This is a genomic window from Nesterenkonia sp. AN1 (genome assembly GCF_000582475.1).
GTDB lineage: Bacteria > Actinomycetota > Actinomycetes > Actinomycetales > Micrococcaceae > Nesterenkonia > Nesterenkonia aurantiaca.
The window spans coordinates 22,862-45,841 of the sequence record NZ_JEMO01000016.1 but is presented as its reverse complement, the minus strand read 5'-3'; the positions used below and the strand labels follow the sequence as shown (position 1 = coordinate 45,841).

Below are 22,980 nucleotides of genomic sequence, written 5' to 3'. Positions count from 1 at the left end.
CCTGCGTCGGCGCGTGATTCACGCGCCGGGTTCACTCTACGTCATCGACCTCGACCAGCGTGGGCTTGAGCACCTGGATCCGGCCGAGCAGGCCGTTCACGAAGCTGGGTGAGTCGTCGGTGGAGAGCTCCTTGACCAGGGCGACGGCCTCGGAGACCGCCACGTTGTCGGGGATCTCGGTGTTGCACAGCAGCTCCCAGGCCCCGATGCGCAGCGCCATCAGGTCCACCCGCGGCATCCGCTCCAGGGTCCAGCCGCGCGCGTAGGTGGCGAGGATCTCGTCGATGTGCTCCTGTTCGGACTTCACCCCGTCGATGAGCTCGAGGACGTATTCGTTCACGATCAGGTCCGCGCGCTCGCGGCGGACCCTCAGGACCTCGAAGGGGTCCATGTCTCGCTGTTCGGCCTCGAAGAGGATCTCGAGGGCCCGACGGCGGGCTTTGCTTCGCTTTGCCACTGGCGGGATCAGTCCGTGACTCGGCCGAGATAGGCGGAGGTGCGGGTATCGACCTTCACGCGGGTGCCCTGGTCCACGAACAGCGGGACCTGGATCTCGTGTCCGGTCTCGAGGGTGGCGGACTTGGTGCCGGCGTTGGAGCGGTCACCCTGCAGGCCCGGCTCGGTGTAGGTGATCTCCAGGACCACCGAGGGCGGCAGGTCGAGGTAGAGCGGGGTCCCGTCATGCAGGGCGATGGTGACCTCATGGGACTCCAGCAGGAAGTTCGCGGCGTCGCCGACCACGGCGGCGGGCACGGTGATCTGGTCGTAGTCGCGCAGGTCCATGAAGACGAAGTCCTCACCGTCCTGGTAGAGGTACTGGTAGTTGGAGCGGTCGACCGTGGCGAACTCCACCTTGGCGCCGGCGTTGAACGTCTTGTCCACGGCCTTGCCGGTGCGGATGTTCTTCAGCTTGGTGCGCACGAACGCGCCGCCCTTGCCCGGCTTGACGTGCTGGAACTCGAGCGTGTTCCACAGCTGCCCCTCCATCTTGAGGACGGAGCCGTTCTTGATGTCGTTCGAGCTGGCCACAATCTGCCTTTCCTGGGTCGTGAGGGCATGGAGTTGGATGCACAGCCGAGGCTGGACGCCATGGCTGCTCCACGCGGCGCCCGTTGATTCTACAGGCTTGCGCGCCGACCTCAGAGCGAGATCATGCTGCCCGTCTCCGGCTGGGCGATCTCCTGGTAGGTCGCGAAGAGGATCGAGGCGTCCGGGATCTCCACGGTGGCCGGCTGTCCCTGTCCGTTGAGCAGCACGAATCGCAGCTGGTCGCCGCGGTTCTTTTTGTCCCGACGGATGCCTTCGAGCAGCTGGCTCCAGCGGTCATCGCGGTAGGTGGTGGGCAGCCCGAGCAGGGTCAGCACGGCGTGGTGGCGGTCAGCGGTGGCGTCGTCAAGCCGGCCCAGGCTGCGCCCGAGCTCGGCGGCGAAGATCATGCCCACCGAGATGGCCGCGCCGTGGCGCCACTGATAGCGCTCGGCGAGTTCGATGGCGTGGCCCAGCGTGTGGCCGTAGTTCAGCGACTCCCGGACACCGGATTCGAGCATGTCCTGCCCCACCACATGGGCCTTGACCGCGACGGCGCGCTCGATGAGCTCGCGGATCTGCCAGGAGTGCGGGTTCTGGGCTTGCTCCGGGGCGGCTTCGATGATGTCGAGGATCCGCTCATCGGCGATGAATCCGCATTTGACCACCTCGGCGAGTCCGGCGACCAGCTCGTTGCGCGGCAGGGTCAGCAGCGTGTCCAGATCGGCGAGCACCCCGGCCGGCTGGTGGAACGAGCCGACCAGGTTCTTGCCCTCGGAGGTGTTGATCCCGGTCTTGCCGCCCACGGCGGCGTCGACCATGCCCAGCAGCGTGGTGGGCATGTGGACCACGCGGATCCCGCGCAGCCAGGTCGCGGCCACGAAGCCCGCGGCATCGGTGACTGCGCCCCCGCCCACGGCGACGATCGCGTCGGAGCGGGTGAAGTCGTTCTGCCCCAGGACCTGCCAGCAGAACGCGGCGACCTGGATGTGCTTGCCCTCCTCGGCGTCCGGGATCTCGGCGACCAGCGCCTGGTACCCGACCTTCTCGAGGTCCTCCCGGACGACGTCGCCGGTGGCGCGCAGCGCCCGAGGATGGATCACCAGCACCCGTTCGGCCTGCGGGCCGACGAGTCCGGGCAGCCGGGAGAGCAGCCCGTTGCCGATGATGACGTCGTAGCCCAGCTCTTGACCTCCGGTGCCCGCGCCCTCCCCGACGGTGATGATCGTGGGCTCCGCGGCGGGGGCGGAAGCCTCGGTCTCGGCCTGGTGACTCATACGCTTGGGTCTCTCCTGGAGGTGGTGTTGAGGGCTCGCACGATGTGATCGACGCGCACGTCGATGTGGGCATCGTCCGGGGTCATGACGATATCAGCGCAGTCTCGATAGATCTGCTCGCGTTCGGCGTAGATGCGCTTCCAGGCCTGCACCGGGTGGGCGCCGAGGATGGGTCGGCTGGACCCGTCCCCCAGCCGCAGCGCGGCCTGGTCCTCGGTGAGGTCGAGCAGGACCACCTGCTGATCGCGCAGCAGCTCGCGGGTGCCGGCGCTGAGCACCGCGCCCCCGCCGAGGCTGATCACCGAGGGGCGCGGGGAGTCCAGCAGCTCGGCGACGATGCTCTGCTCCTCGGCCCGGAACGCGTCCTCGCCGTGGAGCGAGAAGTACTCCGGGATGGGGCCGTGACGGGCGACGAAGAAGTGGTCGCTGTCCACGTGGGGCCGGTGCAGCCGGCGGGCCAGCGCCGCACCGACGGTGGACTTCCCGGAGCCCATCGGTCCGATCAGCACGATGTTTCGGCCGTCGCCTCGCTGTTCCGCGGCTGCCGGTTGACGCATCAGTCTTGCATCGCGGCCGGGGCCTGCAGCGGGTCGCCGTCGGCTCCGGCGCCGGAGGGGTCGCCGCCCAGCTCGGGGAGGTGCTCGAGGTAGCTGCGCAGGTTGCGCCGCACCTCGGTCACCGAGTCCCCGCCGAACTTCTCCAGCACGGCCTCGGCGATGACCAGTGACACCATGGCCTCGGCCACGACCCCGGCGGCCGGGACGGCGCAGACGTCGGAGCGCTGGTGGTGGGCGGTGGTCGCCTCCCCGGTGGCGGTGTCCACAGTGCGCAGCGCGCGCGGCACGGTGGCGATGGGCTTCATCCCGGCGCGGACCCGCAACGGGCCGCCGATGCTCATGCCGCCTTCGATCCCGCCGGCGCGGTTGGAGGTGCGCGCGATCTGGCCCTGCTCGTCGAGGGTGATCTCGTCGTGGGCGGCAGACCCGCGGCGTCGAGTGGTCTCGAAGCCGTCGCCGACCTCCACGCCCTTGATCGCCTGGATGCCCATGAGCGCCCCGGCCAGCCGTGAGTCCAGCCGGCGGTCCCAGTGGACGTAGCTGCCGAGTCCCGGCGGGAGCCCCTCGACGATGACTTCGACCACGCCGCCGAGGGTCTCGCCTGCGCGGTGCGCGTCGTCGACCTCGGCGACCATCCGCTCGGAGGTCTTCGCGTCGAAGCAGCGCAACGGATCTGCGTCCAGGGCGGATGCGTCTGCGGCGCCTGGCAGCGGGGTGTCGGCCGGGATCTGTACCGGGCCGATGGCCGTGGTGTGTGAGACGGTCGTGATCCCCAGCTCGTCCAGGAAGGACTGGGCCGCGGCGCCGAGGGCCACGCGGGTGGCGGTCTCGCGCGCCGAGGCGCGTTCCAGGACCGGGCGGGCCTCGCCGAAGCCGTATTTCTGCATCCCGGTGTAGTCGGCGTGACCGGGGCGTGGCCGGGTCAGCGGGGCGTTGCGGGCGAGGTGGGCCAGCTCTGCGGGGTCCACCGGATCCGCAGACATCACCTTCTCCCATTTGGGCCATTCGGTGTTGCCGACCTCGATGGTCAGCGGGCCGCCGATGGTGACGCCGTGGCGCACCCCGGCCAGCAGCGCGACCTGGTCCTGCTCGAACTTCATCCGGGCTCCGCGGCCGTAGCCGAGACGGCGGCGGGCGAGCTTCTCCTGCACCGCTGCGGTGCTCAGCGAGACGCCGGCGGGAAGCCCTTCCAGGATTCCGACGAGGGATTTGCCGTGTGATTCTCCGGAAGTGAGCCAGCGCAACATGGGGTCCATCATAAACCGATGGAGCGCCTCATCTTTGCCACCATCTGGGCGTGGGACTCTTTCGGGAGCTCACCGGCCGGAGTCGAGGTGGCCGCGCTGAAGAGCTCCACCTGCTTCACCGCCTGGTGCAGCAGCATCACCAGACCGCTGACCACGCGGCCGCCCGAGGCCTCCCAGGAGCTGGCCAGTGCCGAGGGCCAGGGGTCGTAGGCGACGTCGAGCAGCGGGATCGGGCGGTCCAGCCGGGGCAGGGTGGCGGAGAGCTCGTCGGCGGCGCGCGGCGGCAACGTGGAGACCACGGCGTCGAGCCGGACTCGGTCAGGGTCCTGAGGGCCGGCGCGCAGGTCTTCGGGGAGCTCCGAGAGTTCGCTCACGCTGAGCCGCAGCCTCAGGGCGGCGGCCACGGGTGCCAGCTCCAGGCCGCGCTGGACCGAGCGCGCGTAGCTGTGCACCTGGGTGTAGCCGAGTTCCGCGGCGGCGGCCAGCGCGGCGGTGGCGGTGGCCCCGGCACCGATGATCCCGAATCTCCCCCGGTCCGAGGATGAGCCCGGGTGCAACCCGGCCTCGCCCAGGGCGGCCACGATGCCGTCCACATCGGTGTTCTCCCCGAAGAGCGTGCGCGAGCCCCCGGAGTTGCTGGCGCTGCCCGAGTTGGTGGTGCCGCCGGCGCTGCCCGAGTCGGCGGGGCCGCTGGCACCATGGCCGATCGGTCGGTGGACGACGGTGTTGAGCACACCCAACGCGGTGACCCGCGCTGAGGGAGAGTCCACTGCGGCGACCATGGCGGCCTTCAGCGGCATGGTGACCGACCAGCCCATCCAGTCCTCCGAGGCGCCCTCACCGCGCAGGAAGTCCTGCAGGGACTGCTCGGGAACGTCGATGCGTCGGTAGTCGGCATCGAGCCCCAGGTGATCGTAGGCGGCGGTGTGCAGCAGCGGAGAGAGCGAGTGGGCGATCGGGTGGCCCAGCACAGCGGCCTGTCGGGTCACGGTCCCGCGTTCTCCTGGGTCGGCTCGCCTTCGCAGATCTCGGGGTTGTCCTCGCAGTACGCGTTGAACTCCTCCACGTAGCCGAGGTGCTCCTCGTAGGTGGAGGCGAACTCGGTGTCTCCGGTCTCGAGGTCCACCGTGACCCAGTAGAAGAAGTCGTTCTCCTCTGGGTTCGCGGCAGCTTCCAGGGTCGCCATATTGGGCGCCGCCACGGGTCCTGGGGGCAGACCCGGGTTCTGGTAGGTGTTGTACTCGTTGGAGGCGTCGGCCCGTTCCTGCTCGGTGAAGTGCACGCTCTGCGTGCCGAGGCCGTAGATCACGGTGGCGTCGATCTGCAGCAGTCCGTCGGTCTCCGAGTTGTTCGGGGCCAGTCGGTTCTCGATGATCCCGGCGATCTCTTCGTAGTCACCGGGCAGGCCCTCCGCCGTGAGCAGCGAGGCCACGATCACGGTGCGCCACTGCTCGTCCTCCTCGGTGATGCCCAGCTCGTCGAGCCGCTCGAAGGTGGTGTCCACCATCGTCTGCAGGATCTCTTCAGGTGTGGCCTCGAGGCTGGGCTGGTATTCACCGGCCGCCAGGTAGCCCTCGAGCGTCTCGGCCTCCTCGGGAAGCCCATAGGCCCCGGGGTCCCCGGCGGCCTGCCGGATGTCGCTCTCCGGGATCCCGGTCTGCGCGGCGATGGAGCTCAGCGCCGCGTCGATGCGGGTGTTGTCCTGGAGCGAGATGTAGTGCAACGCCTCGCCCTGTTCGAAGATCACTGCCAGCGCATCCTCGGCGGGCATCTGCTCGCGCAGCTCGAACTCCCCGGGCTGCAGCTCGGGCGCTTCCTGGAGCTCTGCGAAGGCCTCATCGAATGCGTCATCGCTGGCGATGATCCCGGCTTCCAGGAGCCGGTTGCGCACCAGCGCGGGACCGTCGCCCTCTTCCACGGTGAAGTCCACGACATCACCGGCCTGGGTCTCGAAGTCCTCGGGGCCGCCCCCGCCGAACAGAGACTGCAGCACGACCACGAAGCCCACGAGCAGCGCCGCGAAGAGTCCGAAGGCCACGCTCAGCGTGAGGTTGCGCCGACGGCGGCGACGCCGGCGCTTCTCCAGCACCGCCTGGGTCGCACCCCCTTCGACGGCGGAGACCGTCTGGTAGCCGCGGCCATGGCTGGAGGAGGAGATCAGCAGCGGGGTGCCGTCGTCGTCGTGATCGATGCGGGTGCCTTCGTAGTAGTCGTCTTCCAGGTCTTCGTCGTACAGGAGATCCGAATCCTCCGCCACGGCGTACTCGGACTCCTCCTCCGCCTCCTCCCCGGAGAGCACCTGGTCGGAGCCGGTCATCACCTGATCGAAGGGGGTCACTGCGGAGGGAGCAGCGAGGTGCGATTCCGTGCGTTCCCAGCTGTCCTCGGTGACGTCATCCGGATGAAAGATCGCCGTCTGGTCGAAGACCACCGTGGCCTGGACCGGCGCGATGGCGGGCAGCGGCACCCGGGGCGTGCCGGGGTCCGCCGCGGCGTCCTCGTCGCGCTGCGCCGCGGCGGCGGCCGAGGCCGCGGAGCGGGCATTCACGGATCGCAGCGTCTCGTCAAGAGCGCTTTTCTGCGCGCCGCTATGACGCTCAGGCTTCACCACGAGTTCGCGCTCCCGGTCCTCGCGAATCTCGCGACGGCTGCGCGGGGAGCCCAACTCATGCGGCTGATGATCGCTCACGCGGGGTCCTTACTGGATGTCGACGGCACAACGCCAGGGACCCATCGGGAATGGCTCATGGGTCACCGGATCTTTGAAGAGTGTAATCCATTCGTTACTTCAACATATCTCGCCAGCTTCTTCTTGCGTCCAATGCTTCTTTGGCTTCGGAAATTCGCTTGTCGTCTCCGCTGACCTGGGCGGCAGCGAGTGCCGCCTCAAGTTCAGCAATGGCCTCGTCGAGCTGGGTGAGCATCGAGTTCTGCCGCGCGAGCGTCTCGGGGTCGGTCTTGCGCCAGTGTGTCTGCTCGGCGTCACGGAACGCATCCTGGACCCGCTTGAGCCGGCTCTCCACGGACTTCATGTCCGCCCGTGGCACACGCCCGGCGGCGTCCCAACGGTTCAGCAGCGCCTGGTGCTTCTCCCGGATGGCCTCGGGGTTCTCGATCGGCATCAGCGCCTCGAACTCCTCGAGGAGCGCCAGCTTCACGGTGAGATTCTCGGCGTACTCCGCGTCGGTCTCGGCGTTGACCTTGTCCCGGTTGCCGAAGAACACGTCCTGCGCGGCGCGGAATCGGGCCCACTGCGCGTCGTCGGTCTTGCGGGCGCCGCGGCCCAGGGCCTTCCAGTCATCCATCAGCCGGTGGTAGGCCTTGGTGGTCGCTCCGTAGTCATCGGAGTCCTTGAGCTGCTCCGCCTCGGCGATCAGCGCCTCCTTGGCGGCCTTGACGTCGCCGTGCTCCTTGTCCCGGGTGGCGAAGAAGGCACGCCGGTTCTTTTCGAAGAGGTTACGGGCGGCGCGGAATCGCTTCCAGTACGGGTCTTCCTGGGACTTCGTCAGCCTCGGGGGCTTCTTCTGCTCGGCCTTCCAGGCCTCGAACAGCTCATTCATCCGCGCCTGGGCGCTCTTCCAATGCTGTGTGCTCGGGTCGGCATCCGCCAGCAGCTCCACCTCGGCCACGATCTGCTCGCGAACCGCCAGGTGTTCGGCGAGGACGACCTCGGCCTCTTGGGCCTCCACGGCTGCGCGCTGATCGATCTCTGTGGAGATCTCCTTCAGCAGCTCGCTCAGCACCGCCACGTCGCCGACCCAGGTGCCCGCGGTGAGCTCCTTGCGGATATGTCCCAGGGACTCATGCAGCGCCTTGGCGGAGTCGGCTCCGGCCGCGGCGCGGGCGCGCAGCAGCAGCGCACGGTTGTAGAGCTCGTCGAACTTCCGGGTGAAGTAATGCAGCGCCTCATCGGCGCTGGCGCCGGAGAACTGCCCGACGTAGGTCTCGGCGGCCGGTGGCTGAACGGTTGCCTCGGGCTCTCCGGGCTCGGTCGCAGCAGCCTCGGTGCCCTCCGCGACGGCCTCCGGCGCTGCTCCGTCAGCCTCCGGCGCTGCCGCGGAAACCTCTGGGACTGCGGAGGCCGCGCTCACCGGCTGACCGGTTGCGGGGGCCAGTGCGTAGACATGGCCTTCCTCATCCACCCGAGCGAATCGGCGGGCTTCGGCGAGGGAGGTCTCATGGTGGTCGGGCTTGACTGCAGGACTCATCCCACCAGCCTACCGGAGCCGTTATGCTGAACGGGCCCGATTCCAGGCTCCCCCCGACGACCCAAGGACTGCGCGCACACTCATGGCTCGAACCAGCTCTCTCTCCGGCTTCACCGAATGGCTCCCCGAGGAGCGGCTGGTGGAGCTGCATGTCTTGGACACGCTTCGTGAGGTGTTCGAACGCCACGGCTTCGCCTCGATCGAATCACGGGCGGTGGAGACCATCGACACGCTGCTGCAGAAGGGCGAGATCGACAAGGAGATCTACGCCGTCGCTCGCCTTCAGGAGGAATCCGGGCGTGAGGCCCGTCTGGCGCTGCACTTCGACCTGACCGTGCCCTTCGCCCGCTATGTGGTGGAGAACGCCGGTCACCTGGACTTCCCGTTCCGGCGCTACCAGATCCAGAAGGTCTGGCGCGGGGAGCGGCCCCAGGACGGCCGCTACCGCGAATTCACCCAGGCCGACATCGACCTGGTGGGCGACGGCGCGCTCCCGTTCCGCAGCGATGTCGAGATCGGCGTGGTGATGGCCAAGGCGCTGGAGGCGCTGCCGATCGGCGACTTCATGCTGCGGGTGAACAACCGCAAGCTCTCTGAGGGCTTCTACCGCTCCATCGGGCTGCATGACACCACCGCGGTGCTGCGCGCCATCGACAAGCTGGAGAAGATCGGCGCCGAGAAGGTGCGCGAGGAGCTGGTCTCCTCCGGAGCCGCCACTCAGGAACAGGCGCAGCAAGCGCTGGAACTCGCCCAGATCCGCGCCACGGACACCACCTTCGTCGCCGCCGTGCGCGAACTGCTGGGCTCGAAAGCGCCCGATGAGCTGCTCGAGGCCGGACTGAGCGAGCTCGAAGAGGTCGTCGCGGAGCTCAACAAGCGGGTCCCCGGTCGGGTCACCGCCGATCTCTCCATCGCCCGAGCCTCGACTACTACACCGGAACGGTGTACGAGACCGTGCTCATCGGCCACGAGTCCCTGGGCTCCATCTGCTCCGGCGGCCGCTACGAGTCCCTCGCCGCCAAGGGCAGCCGCACCTTCCCCGGCGTCGGTCTCTCCATCGGTGTCACCCGGCTGATCTCCCGAATCCTGGCCGAGGGCGGGATCCGGGCCAGCCGCAAGGTTCCCGCCGCGGTCTTCGTGGCGCTGCGCTCCGACGCCGACTGGGGCGCCGCCCAGGACGTGGCTGACGCGCTGCGCGCCCGCGGGATCAACGTGGAGGTCGCGCTGAAGGCCGAGAAGTTCGGCAAACAGATCCGCCACGCTGATCGCCGCGGCATCCCCTATGTCTGGTTCACCGAGGAGGAGGGCACCCATGAGGTCAAGGACATCCGCACCGGAGCACAGACTCCGGCCGATCCGGCCAGCTGGACGCCCCCGGCCCAGGACGCGCTCCCGCGGATAGTAGAATCGGCCACCGACTGACTCCCCGGGCCGCAGGCCCGCACTCGAGCAACTGATCCCTCAGGAAGGACACCGTGCTTCGCACACACACCTCCGGCTCCCTCACCGCCGAGAACATAGGCCAGACCGTCACCCTCACCGGATGGGTGGCGCGACGCCGAGACCACGGCGGGGTGGCCTTCCTCGATCTGCGTGACTCCTCCGGCGTGGCCCAGGTCGTGGTGCGCGAGGAGGCGGACTTCGATCCGCTGCGCAACGAGTTCGTGCTGCAGGTGACCGGTGCTGTGGAGCGCCGCCCGGCCGGAAACGAGAACCCGAACCTGCCCTCAGGAGAGGTCGAGGTCCTGGCCGAGACCGTCACGGTGCTCAACACCTCAGCCCCGCTGCCCTTCCAGATCGATGAACACGTCGAGATCGGCGAGGAGGCGCGGCTGCGCCACCGCTACCTCGACATGCGCCGGGCCGGCCCGCAGCGCGCGCTTCGCCTGCGTTCCGAGGCCAACCGGGTCGCCCGGGACCTGCTGCACCACGAGTCCTTCACCGAGATCGAGACCCCCACGCTGACCCGCTCGACCCCCGAGGGTGCCCGCGACTTCCTGGTCCCGGCGCGTCTGGCGCCCGGCGCCTGGTATGCGCTGCCTCAGTCCCCACAGCTGTTCAAGCAGCTGCTCCAGGTCGGTGGCTTCGAGAAGTACTACCAGCTCGCCCGCTGCTACCGCGACGAGGACTTCCGCGCGGACCGTCAGCCCGAGTTCACCCAGCTCGACATCGAAGCCAGCTTCGTGGAGCAGCAGGACATCCTCTCCCTGGGCGAGGAGCTGGTACGCCGGCTCTGGGAGCTCATCGACGTCGAGCTGCCCGCCGAGATCCCGCACATCACCTACCACGAGGCGATGGCGCGCTACGGCTCCGACAAGCCCGACCTGCGCTTCGACCTGGAGCTCACCGAGCTCACCGAGTACTTCAAGGACACCCCGTTCCGAGTGTTCAAGGCACCCTACGTCGGTGCCGTGGTGATGCCCGGCGGCGCCTCGCAGCCCCGCCGCACCCTCGACGCCTGGCAGGAGTGGGCCAAGCAGCGCGGCGCCAAGGGCCTGGCCTATGTGCTGATCGGTGAGGACGGCGAGCTCGGCGGCCCGGTGGCCAAGAACCTCTCCGAGGCCGAGAAGGCCGGACTGGCCTCCGCCACCGGCGCCTCCCCGGGAGACTGCATCTTCTTCGCGGCCGGCGAGGTCTCCCCCTCGCGCGGACTCCTCGGTGCCGCGCGCAACGAGATCGCCGAGCGCGTGGGACTGATCGACAAGACGGCCTGGTCCTTCGTCTGGGTGGTCGATGCCCCGATGTTCGAACCCGCCGCGCAGGCCCAGGCCGCCGGCGATGTGGCAGTGGGCTCCGGGGCCTGGACCGCGGTGCACCACGCGTTCACCGCACCGAAGCCGGAGTTCGCGGACAGCTTCGACACCGATCCCGGCTCGGCTCTGGCCAACGCCTACGACCTGGTCTGCAACGGCAATGAGATCGCCGGCGGGTCGCTGCGCGTCTACCGCCGCGACGTCCAGGAACGGATCTTCAAGGTCATGGGCATCCCCGAGGACGAAGCCCAGGAGAAGTTCGGCTTCCTGCTGGACGCGTTCAAGTTCGGCGCGCCGCCCCACGGCGGCATCGCCTTCGGCTGGGACCGGGTGGTCTCCCTGCTCGCCGGGGAGGACTCCATCCGCGAGGTCATCGCGTTCCCCAAGTCCGGCGGCGGCTACGATCCGCTCACCGCGGCGCCCGCTCCGATCACCGCTCAGCAGCGCAAGGAGGCCGGTGTGGACGCCAAGCCCGAGCCGAAGCCCGAGACTGCCGGGGAGACCAAGCCCGAGGGCACCCCCTCGGGCAAGGCACCGGCGAAGGCTCAGGCCTGAGCCTCACCGGGTAATCTGAAACGGATCCTTCTCGAATCCGTGGACGCAGCCAGCCCTAGGAGGCGCAGTGGCCGATCCGATCACCGGGGACCTCTTCGCCTCCGACGACTTCGACGACGCGCCCGCCGCCGCGACTGAGACGGGCGCGCGTCGACGGCATACGCCGCTGGCGGTGCGGATGCGCCCCCGGGCGCTGGAAGAGGTCCTGGGCCAGCAGCATCTGCTCGAGCAGGGGTCCCCGCTGCGGGTGCTGGCCGAGGGCAACCGCGGCCCCGCCGGGGCCTCCTCGGTGATCCTCTACGGTCCTCCCGGCACCGGGAAGACGACGCTGGCCCATGTGCTCGCCCGGGGCGCCTCACGGAAGTTCGTGGAGCTCTCCGCGATTCGGGCTGGCGTCAAGGACGTCCGGCAGGTCATGGACCGCGCACTGGAGGACCGCGACCTGCGCGGGACGACCACGGTGCTCTTCCTGGATGAGATCCACCGGTTCAACAAGGCGCAGCAGGATGCGCTGCTGCCGGGGGTGGAGAACGGCTGGGTGATCCTGGTCGCCGCGACCACGGAGAATCCCTCGTTCTCGATCATCGCTCCGCTGCTGTCCCGGTCGCTGATGCTCACGCTGCGCTCCCTGACCCAGGAAGACCTCTCCGGGCTGATCACCCGGGCACTGCAGGACCCCCGTGGCCTGGACTCGGCCTTCGAGCTCGAGGACGTGGCCCGCGACCACATCCTGCGCATGGCCGGCGGCGATGCGCGCCGGGTCCTGACCACCCTGGAGGCCGCCGCCGCCGTCGCCATGGGGCGCTCCCCCGAGGACGGCGAGGCCGCCGCCGATCAGGCGCAGGACTCCCCGGTGCTGATCACCGCCCACGATGCCGAGCAGGCGATGGACTTCGCCGTGCAGCGCTACGACCGGGACGGAGACCAGCACTATGACATCGTCTCGGCATTCATCAAGTCGCTGCGCGGCTCGGACCCCGACGCGGCGCTGCACTACCTGGCACGGATGGTGGTGGCCGGAGAGGATCCGCGCTTCATCGCCCGACGCCTGGTGATCGCCGCGGGTGAAGAGGTCGGGATGGCCGACCCCTCGGCGCTGCTGACCGCGATGGCCGCCGCCGACGCCGTGCAGCTGATCGGCATGCCAGAGGCCAGGATCCTGCTGGCCCAGGCCACGGTGCATATCGCCACCGCACCGAAGTCCAACGCCTCCTATAAGGCGCTCGACGCCGCCATCGCGGACGTGCGGGCCGGAAGATCCGGCTCGGTCCCGCCGCACCTGCGCGACGCGCACTATTCCGGTGCACACCGGATGGGCCACGGCAAGGGCTACATCTACGCCCATGACCAGCCGCATCACGTCGCGACCCAGCAGTATGTGCCTGATGAGCTGATCGGTGTGGACTACTACAGGCCCACCGGCAACGGGGCCGAGCGCGCGGTCGCCGAACGGCTTGAGAAACTGCGGATGATCATCCGGGGTGCGGACCGGACCTAGCGGGCATGAGGCGGCACCCCGCAGGGATCCCCCTCTGGCGCTGAGAGTCGCACCCCCTGACCCAGCAACCTGAGCCCGCCAGCCCGAGTCAGTCAGCCCGAGCCCGCCAGCCCGAGCCCGTCAGCCCGAGCCCGCCAACCCGGGTCAGTCAGCCCACACCCGAGGGGCTGGTGACTTCACGCCACATGAAGAAGCGGCCGCCTCCCGAGAGGGAGACGGCCGCTTCTTCATGGTGAGCACCGAATAATCGGTGCCCCAGGGTGATCAGCTCTTCCGGGACTCGATCGCTCCGACGGAGCCGGCAGGCAGCTCTGCGGGAGTGCCGTGGTCGTCGTGCGAGAGGGCCTCGATGTACTCCTCGCGGCTCACAGGCTCGACCCGATCCTCGAAGAAGGTCCGGTTCATCCTGACCCGTGACTTCTCCAGCAGTCCGACCTTGCCCTTCGCGTTCGGCCGGGCTGCAGTGACCCCGGGCGACTCGTAGGAGACCAGCGTGTAGAGCTCGTAGTCGCTGACCCGGGTGTGCTTCTCGCGGAACTCACCGTGGGGCAGCATCTCGATGACGCCGGCCTCGTTGCCATGCAGCACGATCTCGCGATCCTTGCGCTGCAGGGCCAGACAGATCCGCTTGGTGATGATGAACGTGAGGATCGGTCCGGCGAAGAACAAGACTCGAAGCCAGATGAGCACATCGTTGAACGAGAGCGAGAAGTGGGTCGCGATCAGGTCGGAGGACGCGGCGGCCCACATCACGAAGTACCAGATCATCATGGCCATGCCGAAGGCGGTGCGTCCGGGGACGTTGCGCGGCCGGTCCAGGATGTGGTGTTCCCTCTTGTCACCGGTGATCCAGGACTCGATCCAGGGCCAGACGAACAGACCCAGCAGGAGCGCGGTGATCGGGATGAAGGTGACCAGCACAGGCGTTGCCACGCTGTTGCCGCCCCATGGCGTCGGTATGACGAATTCAAGCGGAACGCCGCCGATGTAGCCCGGCATCAGGCGCAGCAATCCATCGAACCAGCCGATGTACCAGTCAGGCTGCGTGCCGGCCTGCACCGGGGAGGGGTCGTAGGGCCCGTAGTTCCACAGTGCGTTGATCTGGAAGGTGCCTCCCAGCAGGGCCAGGACGCCGAAGACCACGAAGAAGAAGCCGCCGGCCTTGGCCGCGTACACGGGCCCGATCGGGTAGCCGACCACGTTGCGCTCGGTGCGGCCCGGGCCGGGGTACTGGGTGTGCTTGTGGGTGACCACCATGAACAGGTGGACCGCGATCAGGATCAGGATCACTGCCGGGATGATGAAGATGTGCAGTGAGTACAGCCGCGGGATGACCTCGTCGCCGGGGAACTCGCCGCCGAAGAGGAAGAAGGAGATGTAGGTGCCGACCACCGGGATCGCCTTGAGCATGCCGTCGATGATGCGCAGACCGTTTCCGGAGAGCACCTCATCAGGCAGCGAGTAGCCGGTGAAGCCGGCGCCGAGGCCTGCCAGCAGCAGGGTGCAGCCCACGACCCAGTTGAGCTCACGGGGCTTGCGGAACGCGCCGGTGAAGAACACACGCAGCATGTGGATCGCCATCGCCATCACGAACATCAGCGCACCCCAGTGGTGCAGCTGGCGCATGAACAGACCGCCGCGCACATCGAAGGAAAGCTGGAGCGCGGTGTTGTAGGCCATGGACATCTCCACGCCCTGCAGCGGCACATAGGAGCCGTCATAGCGGGTGCTGGACATGGAGGGATCGAACCAGAACGTCAGGAACGCCCCGGAGATCACCGTGATGACGAAGCTGTACAGCGCCACCTCCCCGAACATGAAGGTCCAGTGGTCCGGGAAGACCTTGCGGCCGAACTCGCGGACCATACCGGTTCCGCCCACACGCTGATCGACGTAGTTCGCGATCTTGCCGGTGCGGGTCGCCGGCTGGTACTGATCCACCTCGGAATACTGCTCCTCGGTGTACTTGGATTCCAGAGACTGACTGCTCATGATTTCTAGCCACGCTCCCAGTAGGTGGGGCCGACGGGTTCGGTGAAGTCGCTGCGCGCAATGAGGAAGCCCTCATCGTCGACTGTGATGGGCAGCTGCGGCAACGGACGGCCTGCCGGACCGAAGATGACCTTGAACTCCTCAGCGGCGTCAAAGGTCGACTGGTGGCAGGGACACAGCAGGTGGTGAGTATGACGCTCGTAGAGCGCAACCGGGCAGCCGACATGCGTGCAGACCTTGGAACAGGCGATGATCCCCTCGTACTTCCAATCCTCACGACCCGGAGTCACGGGCTCGAAGTCATCCGGGTTCATCCGGATCAGCAGGACGACGGCCTTGGCCTTCTCGGCCAGGCGATCGCCGTGCCCGGAGACCTCGCGCAGCGTCTCCGGGATCGCGTGCACCGCGGAGCCGACCGTGAGGTCGGAGGCGCGGATCGGGGTGCCGGTGGGATCGCGCACCAGGCGCACCCCTTCGGCCCAGAGCGAGTGGCGCATCCGCTCAGGCCCGAAGTCCTCGGAGCGATCGAGGTCGCGGAAGACGACGACGGCGGGCAGCGGGGCCAGCAGCGCGGCGCCGATGAGCGTGTTGCGCAGCAGCGGCCGACGCTTGATCTGGGTCTCGTCGACGATCTCGTTGACCGTCTGGGCAGCCTCGGCGCGTTCTGCTTCCTTGCGCAGCGGCTTGCGGTCCTCGATGACCTCATGGTCCGGCATCAGGGCGCGGGCCCACTGCACGACGCCGAGTCCGATGCCGAGCATGGCGAAGGCCACGCCGACGCCGAGCAGGGTGTTCTGCAGCCGGAGCATCTGAAGATCACCGTCGGTGACGCCGACGGCGAAGTAGCCGACGAAGAACATCACCGTACCGATGATCGAGATCAGGAAGAGCGCAGAGACCTGGCGCTCGGCGCGCCTGGCGGCCTTCTCGTCCGCGTCTGTCAACCGCGGGCGGTGCGGGGGCAGGCCTGGGTTGTCGATGGCGTAGCCGCTCGACCTTCCCTCACCTGCTTTGATGACGGCGCCCGAGTTCGGACCGCCGTTACCGTGCTCGCCCATATGGTTCTCGTCCTTTGCTTCAGTGTTTACGTGTGCGGGGTGCTTAGGTGCTGCCGGTGATGCTCAGGAGGACCGTGAGGTCAGCCAGACCATCGAACCGATCAGCAGGGCCAGTCCGAGGGTCCAGATGAGCAGACCCTCCGAGACCGGTCCCAGCGAGCCCAGCGAGAACCCGCCCGGCACGCCTTGAGATTCGTTGTTCTTCAGGAAGGCGATGATGTCGCGCTTGTCCTCAGGAGGGATGTTCGAGTCGTTGAACTCGGGCATGTTCTGCGGACCGGTCACCATGGCCGAATAGATGTGCCGGGACTCGACGCCGTCCAGCGCGGGCGCGTACTTGCCCTCGGTCAGCGCGCCACCGGCAGCGGCAGCGTTGTGGCACATGGCGCAGTTGATCCGGAAGAGCTCACCGCCGCGGGCGATGTTGCCCTGCTCGACGTCGAGGTACTCCTCGTCGGCCACTGCGGGGCCGGAGCCCAGCGAGGCCACGTAGGCCGAGAGCTGCATGGTCTGTTCGTCGTTGAACTGAGCCGGCTTCTTCTGCGCCTGCGGTCCGGACATCTGCATCGGCATGCGGCCGGTGCCGACCTGGAAGTCGACCGAGGCGGCGCCGGAGCCGATCAGCGAGGGTCCGGCGTCGGAGCCTTCGGCGTTGATCCCGTGGCAGGTGGCGCAGTTGGCCACGAAGAGCCGTTCGCCCTCCTCCACGTCGGAGGCGGAGTAGGCATCGGCAGCATTGGTTGCCTGAGCCTCGTTGATGGAGGTCGCCGCGGCGTAGAGCCCTCCGGTGAGCAAGAGGCCCAGGAGGAGCAGCGCCACTGCCGCGAGCGGGTGGCGACGCTTCTGTGAGAGTGCCTTCACGTGCCGGTTCCTAACTTTTCGATGCGATACAAGCTGGTGTGCGCCGGCTGGCGCGGTCAATCAAGCGAACAGCGGCAGCAGGTAGACGATGCCGAACAGAGCGATCCACACGACGTCGACGAAGTGCCAGTAGTACGAGACGACGACGGCGGCGTGAGCCTCCTTATGGGTGAACTTCACGCTGAAGTACGCCCGCGCGATCACGTAGAGGAAGGCGATCAGTCCACCGATAACGTGCAGCCCGTGGAAGCCGGTGGTGATGTAGAAGGCGGAGCCGAAGGCGTTCGAGGAGACGGTGATCCCATGGGAGACCATCACCGCGAACTCGTAGGCCTGGCCGCCGATGAAGATCGCACCCATGATGAACGAGAGGATGTACCACTCGACCATGCCCCAGTGCTGGATCTGGAACGTGCCTCCGGTGCGGCGCGGCTGGTGCCGCTCGGCCGCGAAGACACCGAACTGAGCAGTCACCGAGCTGGCAACCAGGATCACCGTGATCGTGGTGGCCAACGGGATGTCCAGTTCACTGGCACCCTCGGCGAACATCTCAGACTGCGTGGAACGCAGTGTGAAGAACATGGCGAACAGGCCGGCGAAGAACATGAGCTCGCTGGTGAGCCAGACCATGGTGCCCACGGACACCATGTTCGGGCGGTTCGGCAAGGTTCGCGCCGGAGCGATTGGGGCTTGGGTTGCAGACGTCACGCATTCATTATGTCCTGAAACCCCAGCGATTTGCGACACCGTTGACCACTATGGCGTGGTTCCAGATCCTTGTCAGGGGGCGGATTCCGCGCCATTCCCAGGATCCGCCAAGGTGGAGCCGGTCAAAAAAGTCGACAATATTTCTACAGCGTGTCGAAATTGGACGGACTCCACGCGGAATCGGCCGATAGTCTGGGGCTGTGAAACCTCCACACTCCCCTGATCCACTTCCCCTCAGCCCTGCGTTGCCGGCCAGCTGGTCAGAGCTGCTCGAGACTCTGCTCGCCGGGGAGCACCTCACGGCCGCCACCTCTGCCTGGGCGATGGAGCATCTGATGAGCGGCGCCCTGGGCGACGGGCAGGTCGCGGCCTTCCTGGTCGCGCTGCGCGCCAAGGGCGAGGTCGCGGAGGAGCTCGTCGGGCTGAGCAGCACCATGATGGACAAGGCGGTGCCGCTCCGCATCCCCGGACCCACCCTGGACATCGTGGGCACCGGTGGGGACATGCTGGGCACCGTGAACATCTCGACGATGGCCTCGCTGACCGCGGTCGGCGCCGGGGCTCGAGTGGTCAAGCATGGCAATCGCGGGGCCTCCAGCACGGCCGGCGCCGCCGATGTGATCGAGGCGCTCGGGGTGAATCTGAGCCTGAGCGCAGAGCAGGTGGCCCGGGCCGCCGAGGAGGTCGGCATCACGTTCCTCTTCGCGCAGAGCTTCCATCCCTCGATGCGCCATGTGGGACCTGTCCGGCGTCAGCTGGGCATCCGGACGGTGTTCAACTTCCTGGGGCCGCTCTCGAACCCGGCACGGGTCACCGCCCAGGCCCTGGGCTGCGCCAGTCCCACGCTGGCACCGAAGATGGCCCAGGTGCTCGCCATGCGCGGCACCCGCGGCCTGGTGTTCCGCGGGCGCGACGGGCGGGACAAGATCACCACCTCGGCGGCCACCGATATCTGGGAGGTCCGCTCCGGAGAGGTCTCGCACACCGTCCTGGAGCCCGAGGACGTCGGACTCCCCCGGGTCGCGGTGGCAGACCTGCGCGGGGGCACCGGCACCGAGAACGCGCAGATCGTGCACCGCCTGCTCTCCGGGGAGCCTGGGCCTGTGCGCGACGCCGTCGTCCTGAATGCCGCGGGAGGACTCACCAGTCTCGATGAACAGGCTGGCGGGCCGCTGGTGGAGCGGCTGAGGGCCAATATGCGCCGGGCCGAGGAGGCCCTCGACTCCGGCGCCGCCGCGCAGGTGCTGCGCCGCTGGGTGGCGTTCAGCCAGGGTATGAGCTGAAACCCCGCTCCGCAGAGCCGGTGCCCTTCGACTGACCTGCGCCGTCGTGCTCGACCAGCCCCTCCGGCTCGGCAAGGTTCTCCGGCTCGACCAGTCCCTCCGGCTCGGCAAGGTCCTCGGGCTCGTCATGGCCGAACGGGTCGGGGTCGACCCCGGGCAGCCAGGTCAGCCCGGGCTGGTTCCAGCCCTCCTTCTTCACGGCCTTCTTCCAGCGCCGAGCCCATTTCGGGTCGAGCCGGTTGACGTAGAGATAGCCGTCGAGGTGGTCGTATTCGTGCTGCAGGATCCGGGCGAACCAGCCGGTGGCCTCGAACCGCAGCGGCTCCCCGCGCAGGTCGAGGCCGGTGATCTCCACGTGCTCGCTGCGCTTGAGCGGGTAGTTGTACCCCGGGGCTGACAGGCAGCCCTCGGACTCCTCCTCCGGGTCAGCCGACTCCTTGGAGACCTTGCCGATCAGGCGCAGCCGCGGGTTGATGATCACTGCGCGGGAGGGCTGATCCCCGGAGTCGGCGAAGCTGTAGGTGAAGATGCGCAGCCCGACGCCGACCTGCGGGGCCGCCAGCCCGACACCGTGGGCGGCGTCCTGGGTCTCGATCATGTCGGCCACGAGCTCGCGGATGGAGTCGTCGATGCGCTCGACCTCCTGCGCGCGTCGATGCAGGACTGGTTCACCGTGGATCGTGATGGGGCGGATCGTCATAGCCAGAATTCTACGCATCACCTCGTGCGCCGAGAGACGAGGCCCGCCACGTCCTGCTCCGGGATACAGGAAGGCCCGCCGCGAGTCGATGCTCACGGCGGGCCTTCCTGAGACGTGTGTCGGTGTGGATCAGTGCGCGTAGCGCTTCCGGTTGAACTCCATCACCCAGCCGGTGATGAAGAACAGGCCCGGGATCAGGGCGAGGAAGAACACCCACCAGTCGATGGCCAGCCCGAAAAATGCGAACGCTGCGGAGAAGCCGAGGCCCAGCGGCCACCAGCTCCACGGAGCGAACTCCCCGTAGTTGCCGGCCATGTGCTCGATCTCGCCCTCGGGGTTGTCCCCGTCGAGCACGTCATGGTTCTTCGCCACCATGCGCAGGTAGAACCAGAGCATGAAGCCCATGCCCGCGGTGAGCAGCAGCAGCGGGAATCCGGCCATGTCTGACCATCCGCTCCAGAAGCCGTAGATGAAGGCCACGATGAACACGAAGATGCCCAGGCCCAGGAACAATCCGATATTTGCCTTCATCAGACGCCTTCCTTGTCCGACTGATCTGCCGGGCCGAAGATCTTGCCCGCAGGCGTCTGCAGCGTGTGCCGGTCAGCGAGCTCAGGGTGGTGCAGATCCAGCGCAGGACGCTCGGAGCGGATGCGCGGCAGCGAATAGAAGTTGTGCCGCGGCGGTGGGCAGGAGGTCGCCCACTCGAGCGAGCCGCCGAAGCCCCACGGGTCGTCCACCAGCACCTTCTTGCCCTTGCGTGAGGTGATCCAGACGTTCCAGAAGAACGGGATCAGCGAGGCGCCGAGCAGCATCGAGAACACGGTGGAGAACTGGTTCATGGTGGTGAACCCGTCTTCGACCATGTAGTCCGCGTAACGACGCGGCATGCCCATGACGCCCAGCCAGTGCTGGATCATGAAGGTGCCGTGGAAGCCGACGAAGAGCATCCAGAAGTTGATCTTGCCCAGACGCTCGTTGAGCATCTTGCCGGTCCACTTGGGCCACCAGAAGTAGAAGCCTGCGAACATCGCGAAGACCACGGTGCCGAAGACCACGTAGTGGAAGTGCGCGACCACGAAGTAGGTGTCCGAGAGGTGGAAGTTCAGCGGCGGGGCGGCCAGGATGATGCCGGTGAGTCCGCCGAAGAGGAAGGTCACCAGGAATCCGAGGCTCCAGAGCATCGGCGTCTCGAAGGTCAGCGACCCTCGCCAGAGCGTGCCGATCCAGTTGAAGAACTTCACCCCTGTGGGCACCGCGATCAGCATGGTCATCAGCGCGAAGAACGGCAGCAGCACGGCCCCGGTGACATACATGTGGTGGGCCCACACGGTCACCGAGAGGGCGGCGATGGCGATGGTGGCGTAGACCAGGCCCTTATAGCCGAAGATCGGTTTGCGGCTGAAGACCGGCAGGATCTCGGAGACGATGCCGAAGAACGGCAGCGCGATGATGTAGACCTCCGGGTGTCCGAAGAACCAGAACAGGTGCTGCCAGAGGACCGCACCACCGGCTTCGGGATCGAAGATGTGACCGCCGAACCGCCGGTCGAGGCCGAGTCCGAAGAGCGCTGCCGCCAGCGGCGGGAAGGCCATCAGGACCAGGATCGAGGTGATCAGCGTGTTCCACACGAAGATCGGCATCCGCCACATGGTCATGCCCGGTGCGCGCATGCACAGGATCGTGGTGATGAAGTTGACACCACCCATGATCGTGCCGAAGCCGGTCAGCGCCAGACCGAAGACCCATAGGTCTCCACCGACGCCCGGGGAATACGTGGTGTCCGAGAGCGGAGCGTAGGCGAACCAGCCGAAGGAGGCCGCACCCTGTGGGGTGAGGAAGCCTGCCATGCGACCAGGGCGCCGAAGAGGAAGAACCAGAAGGCCAGCGCGTTCAACCGCGGGAACGCGACGTCGGGTGCGCCGATCTGCAGCGGCATGATCACGTTGGCGAAGCCGGCGAACAGCGGCGTCGCGAACATCAGCAGCATGACGGTGCCGTGCATGGTGAAGAGCTGGTTGTACTGCTCCTTGGTCTGCAGCAGCTGCATGCCGGGCTCGAAGAGCTCCGCACGGATCAGCAGCGCCATGACGCCGCCGACGCAGAAGAACAGGAAGGAGGTGATCAGGTACATGTAACCGATCACCTTGTGATCGGTGGTCGTCAGCCAGCTGACGACGATCTTCCCCTTGGAGCGGGGGACGACGCGCGAGACCTCACGCGCTTCGTCGGCTGTGTATTCGAGGGTCGCCACTGTCAGTCGTCCCCTTCAGTTCCGGCCACATTTTCGTGGAGGTTTGGATTGCGGTCATACTCGTCGCCGAGCTGACCCTCGGGCAGGGTCTCGAGGTAGTCACGGAACTCTTCCTCGGTGACGACCTCCACATTGAAGAGCATCTCCGAGTGGTACTCGCCGCAGAGCTCGGCACATTTGCCGTCAAAGCTGCCGAGCTCCTGAGGGGTCAGGTGGATCTCATTGGTGCGACCCGGGATCATGTCGCGCTTCTGCAGGAAGGCGGGGATCCAGAAGGAGTGGATGACGTCGCGGGCGTTCAGCTCGAAGGTCACGGGCTGGTCCACCGGGAGGTAGAGGGTGGGCAGCGTCTCGCGCACACCCTCCTCACCGGTGAGCTCGGCCTGGACGCCGGCGAAGTAGCGCTCCTCGCCGTCGTAGTTGTAGTTGAAGTCCCAGGCCCACTGCTTGCCTCGGACATCGACGACCAGATCAGGATCGGTGTAGGGCTCATCGACCGAGCGCTGGACCTCGTTGGTGTAGAAGAACAGCACGCCCACCATGACCAGTGGGACGATGGTGTACATGATCTCCAGCGGCACGTTGTACGCGAGCTGACGCGGGTAGCCGGTCTCCCCCTTGCGACGGCGGTAGGCCACCATGCACCAGAGCATCAATGCCCAGGTGATCAGGCCGACGATCAGCGCCGCGATCCAAGAGTTGACCCACAGGTCAGTGATCTCGGCCGTGTTGCTGGTGGTGTCCCGGCTGCCCGGGAGCCATCCTCGTTGTACAGGCTGCTCTTCCGAGCAGGCGCTGAGCACCAGTGCCGCCGCGCTGGCCAGTGCAACTGACTTCAATGCACGGCCTCGGCTGCCGGTTCGTTTATGCGAACTCACAGACGGCCCTTCCTCTATCTCGATGTGCGAATGTTGCGTTCTCCGTGACCCGCTGACCGCGCTGTGCGCAGAGATCGAACCACCATGGACGCTTCGCGCTCCAGACTACTACGTCCTGTAGAGGA

Annotated in this window: 17 protein-coding genes and 3 pseudogenes; 4 read left to right on the top strand and 16 right to left on the bottom strand. The window is 67.4% G+C overall.

The features are described 5' to 3' along the window. Window positions 1–31: 31 nt before the first annotated feature. From nusB to BG28_RS09135, 8 genes are all read right to left on the bottom strand, one after another. A complete protein-coding gene (nusB, locus tag BG28_RS09170; RefSeq protein ID WP_036476015.1) occupies window positions 32–457 on the bottom strand; it encodes a transcription antitermination factor NusB in 426 nt (141 codons plus the stop codon). An 8-nt stretch (window positions 458–465) separates the two neighbouring features. Further along, window positions 466–1,029: an elongation factor P gene (efp, locus tag BG28_RS09165; protein ID WP_036476014.1), complete on the bottom strand. Its 564-nt coding sequence runs from the start codon at window positions 1,027–1,029 to the stop codon at window positions 466–468. Between the two features lie 110 nt (window positions 1,030–1,139). Continuing rightward, window positions 1,140–2,303, bottom strand: a complete 1,164-nt coding sequence (gene aroB / locus BG28_RS09160; RefSeq protein ID WP_051501245.1) for a 3-dehydroquinate synthase — start codon at window positions 2,301–2,303, stop codon at window positions 1,140–1,142. After that, on the bottom strand, window positions 2,300–2,860 hold the full coding sequence (locus BG28_RS09155; RefSeq protein ID WP_051501244.1) for a shikimate kinase: 561 nt from the start codon (window positions 2,858–2,860) through the stop codon (window positions 2,300–2,302). Before BG28_RS09155 ends, aroB begins: the two co-directional genes overlap by 4 nt. Then, a complete protein-coding gene (aroC, locus tag BG28_RS09150; protein WP_051501265.1) occupies window positions 2,860–4,107 on the bottom strand; it encodes a chorismate synthase in 1,248 nt (415 codons plus the stop codon). Before aroC ends, BG28_RS09155 begins: the two co-directional genes overlap by 1 nt. A gap of 8 nt (window positions 4,108–4,115) precedes the next feature. After that, window positions 4,116–5,096 (bottom strand): shikimate dehydrogenase, encoded by a 981-nt coding sequence (locus tag BG28_RS09145; RefSeq protein ID WP_036476013.1) that lies wholly within the window; start codon window positions 5,094–5,096, stop codon window positions 4,116–4,118. After that, entirely contained in the window at window positions 5,093–6,796 is a 1,704-nt protein-coding gene (gene mltG, locus BG28_RS14450; protein ID WP_051501243.1) for an endolytic transglycosylase MltG, read from the bottom strand. The genes BG28_RS09145 and mltG overlap by 4 nt, the downstream gene beginning before the upstream one ends. Window positions 6,797–6,890: 94 nt before the next feature. Further along, a complete protein-coding gene (locus BG28_RS09135) occupies window positions 6,891–8,315 on the bottom strand; it encodes a DUF349 domain-containing protein (RefSeq protein WP_036476012.1) in 1,425 nt (474 codons plus the stop codon). 82 nt (window positions 8,316–8,397) lie between these two features. Here BG28_RS09135 and hisS point away from each other — a divergent pair. From hisS to BG28_RS09120, 3 genes and pseudogenes are all read left to right on the top strand, one after another. Next, window positions 8,398–9,737 (top strand): annotated as a pseudogene (gene hisS, locus BG28_RS09130) (histidine--tRNA ligase). 53 nt (window positions 9,738–9,790) lie between these two features. Beyond that, window positions 9,791–11,623, top strand: coding sequence for an aspartate--tRNA ligase (gene aspS, locus BG28_RS09125; RefSeq protein ID WP_051501242.1), 1,833 nt, complete (start codon window positions 9,791–9,793; stop codon window positions 11,621–11,623). Between the two features lie 67 nt (window positions 11,624–11,690). Next, window positions 11,691–13,121 (top strand): replication-associated recombination protein A, encoded by a 1,431-nt coding sequence (locus BG28_RS09120; RefSeq protein WP_036476009.1) that lies wholly within the window; start codon window positions 11,691–11,693, stop codon window positions 13,119–13,121. A gap of 264 nt (window positions 13,122–13,385) precedes the next feature. Here BG28_RS09120 and BG28_RS09115 read toward each other — a convergent pair whose 3' ends face one another. From BG28_RS09115 to BG28_RS09100, 4 genes are all read right to left on the bottom strand, one after another. Next, entirely contained in the window at window positions 13,386–15,113 is a 1,728-nt protein-coding gene (locus BG28_RS09115; RefSeq protein WP_051501241.1) for a cytochrome bc complex cytochrome b subunit, read from the bottom strand. Window positions 15,114–15,118: 5 nt separating this feature from the next. After that, window positions 15,119–16,171 carry a ubiquinol-cytochrome c reductase iron-sulfur subunit gene (locus tag BG28_RS09110; RefSeq protein WP_036476007.1) on the bottom strand — a complete coding sequence of 351 codons (1,053 nt, stop codon included), beginning with the start codon at window positions 16,169–16,171 and terminating at the stop codon, window positions 15,119–15,121. A 63-nt stretch (window positions 16,172–16,234) separates the two neighbouring features. After that, window positions 16,235–17,032, bottom strand: a complete 798-nt coding sequence (locus tag BG28_RS09105; protein WP_036476005.1) for a c-type cytochrome — start codon at window positions 17,030–17,032, stop codon at window positions 16,235–16,237. A gap of 60 nt (window positions 17,033–17,092) precedes the next feature. Further along, complete coding sequence (locus BG28_RS09100; RefSeq protein WP_133726551.1) at window positions 17,093–17,680, bottom strand: cytochrome c oxidase subunit 3; 588 nt, start codon at window positions 17,678–17,680, stop codon at window positions 17,093–17,095. A 260-nt stretch (window positions 17,681–17,940) separates the two neighbouring features. Here BG28_RS09100 and trpD point away from each other — a divergent pair, with 260 nt between their 5' ends. Continuing rightward, complete coding sequence (gene trpD, locus BG28_RS09095; RefSeq protein ID WP_235181058.1) at window positions 17,941–19,023, top strand: anthranilate phosphoribosyltransferase; 1,083 nt, start codon at window positions 17,941–17,943, stop codon at window positions 19,021–19,023. A 127-nt stretch (window positions 19,024–19,150) separates the two neighbouring features. On the opposite strand, the pseudogene def reads toward trpD, so the two are convergent. From def to coxB, 4 genes and pseudogenes are all read right to left on the bottom strand, one after another. Continuing rightward, a pseudogene (def, locus tag BG28_RS09090) lies at window positions 19,151–19,723 on the bottom strand (peptide deformylase); the annotation flags it as partial. A 129-nt stretch (window positions 19,724–19,852) separates the two neighbouring features. Beyond that, window positions 19,853–20,254, bottom strand: a complete 402-nt coding sequence (locus tag BG28_RS09085) for a cytochrome c oxidase subunit 4 (protein WP_036475996.1) — start codon at window positions 20,252–20,254, stop codon at window positions 19,853–19,855. Further along, a pseudogene (gene ctaD / locus BG28_RS09080) lies at window positions 20,254–21,977 on the bottom strand (cytochrome c oxidase subunit I). The gene BG28_RS09085 and the pseudogene ctaD overlap by 1 nt, the downstream one beginning before the upstream one ends. Before the next feature lie 2 nt (window positions 21,978–21,979). Further along, on the bottom strand, window positions 21,980–22,855 hold the full coding sequence (gene coxB / locus BG28_RS09075; protein ID WP_036475995.1) for a cytochrome c oxidase subunit II: 876 nt from the start codon (window positions 22,853–22,855) through the stop codon (window positions 21,980–21,982). Between the last annotated feature and the right edge of the window lie 125 nt (window positions 22,856–22,980).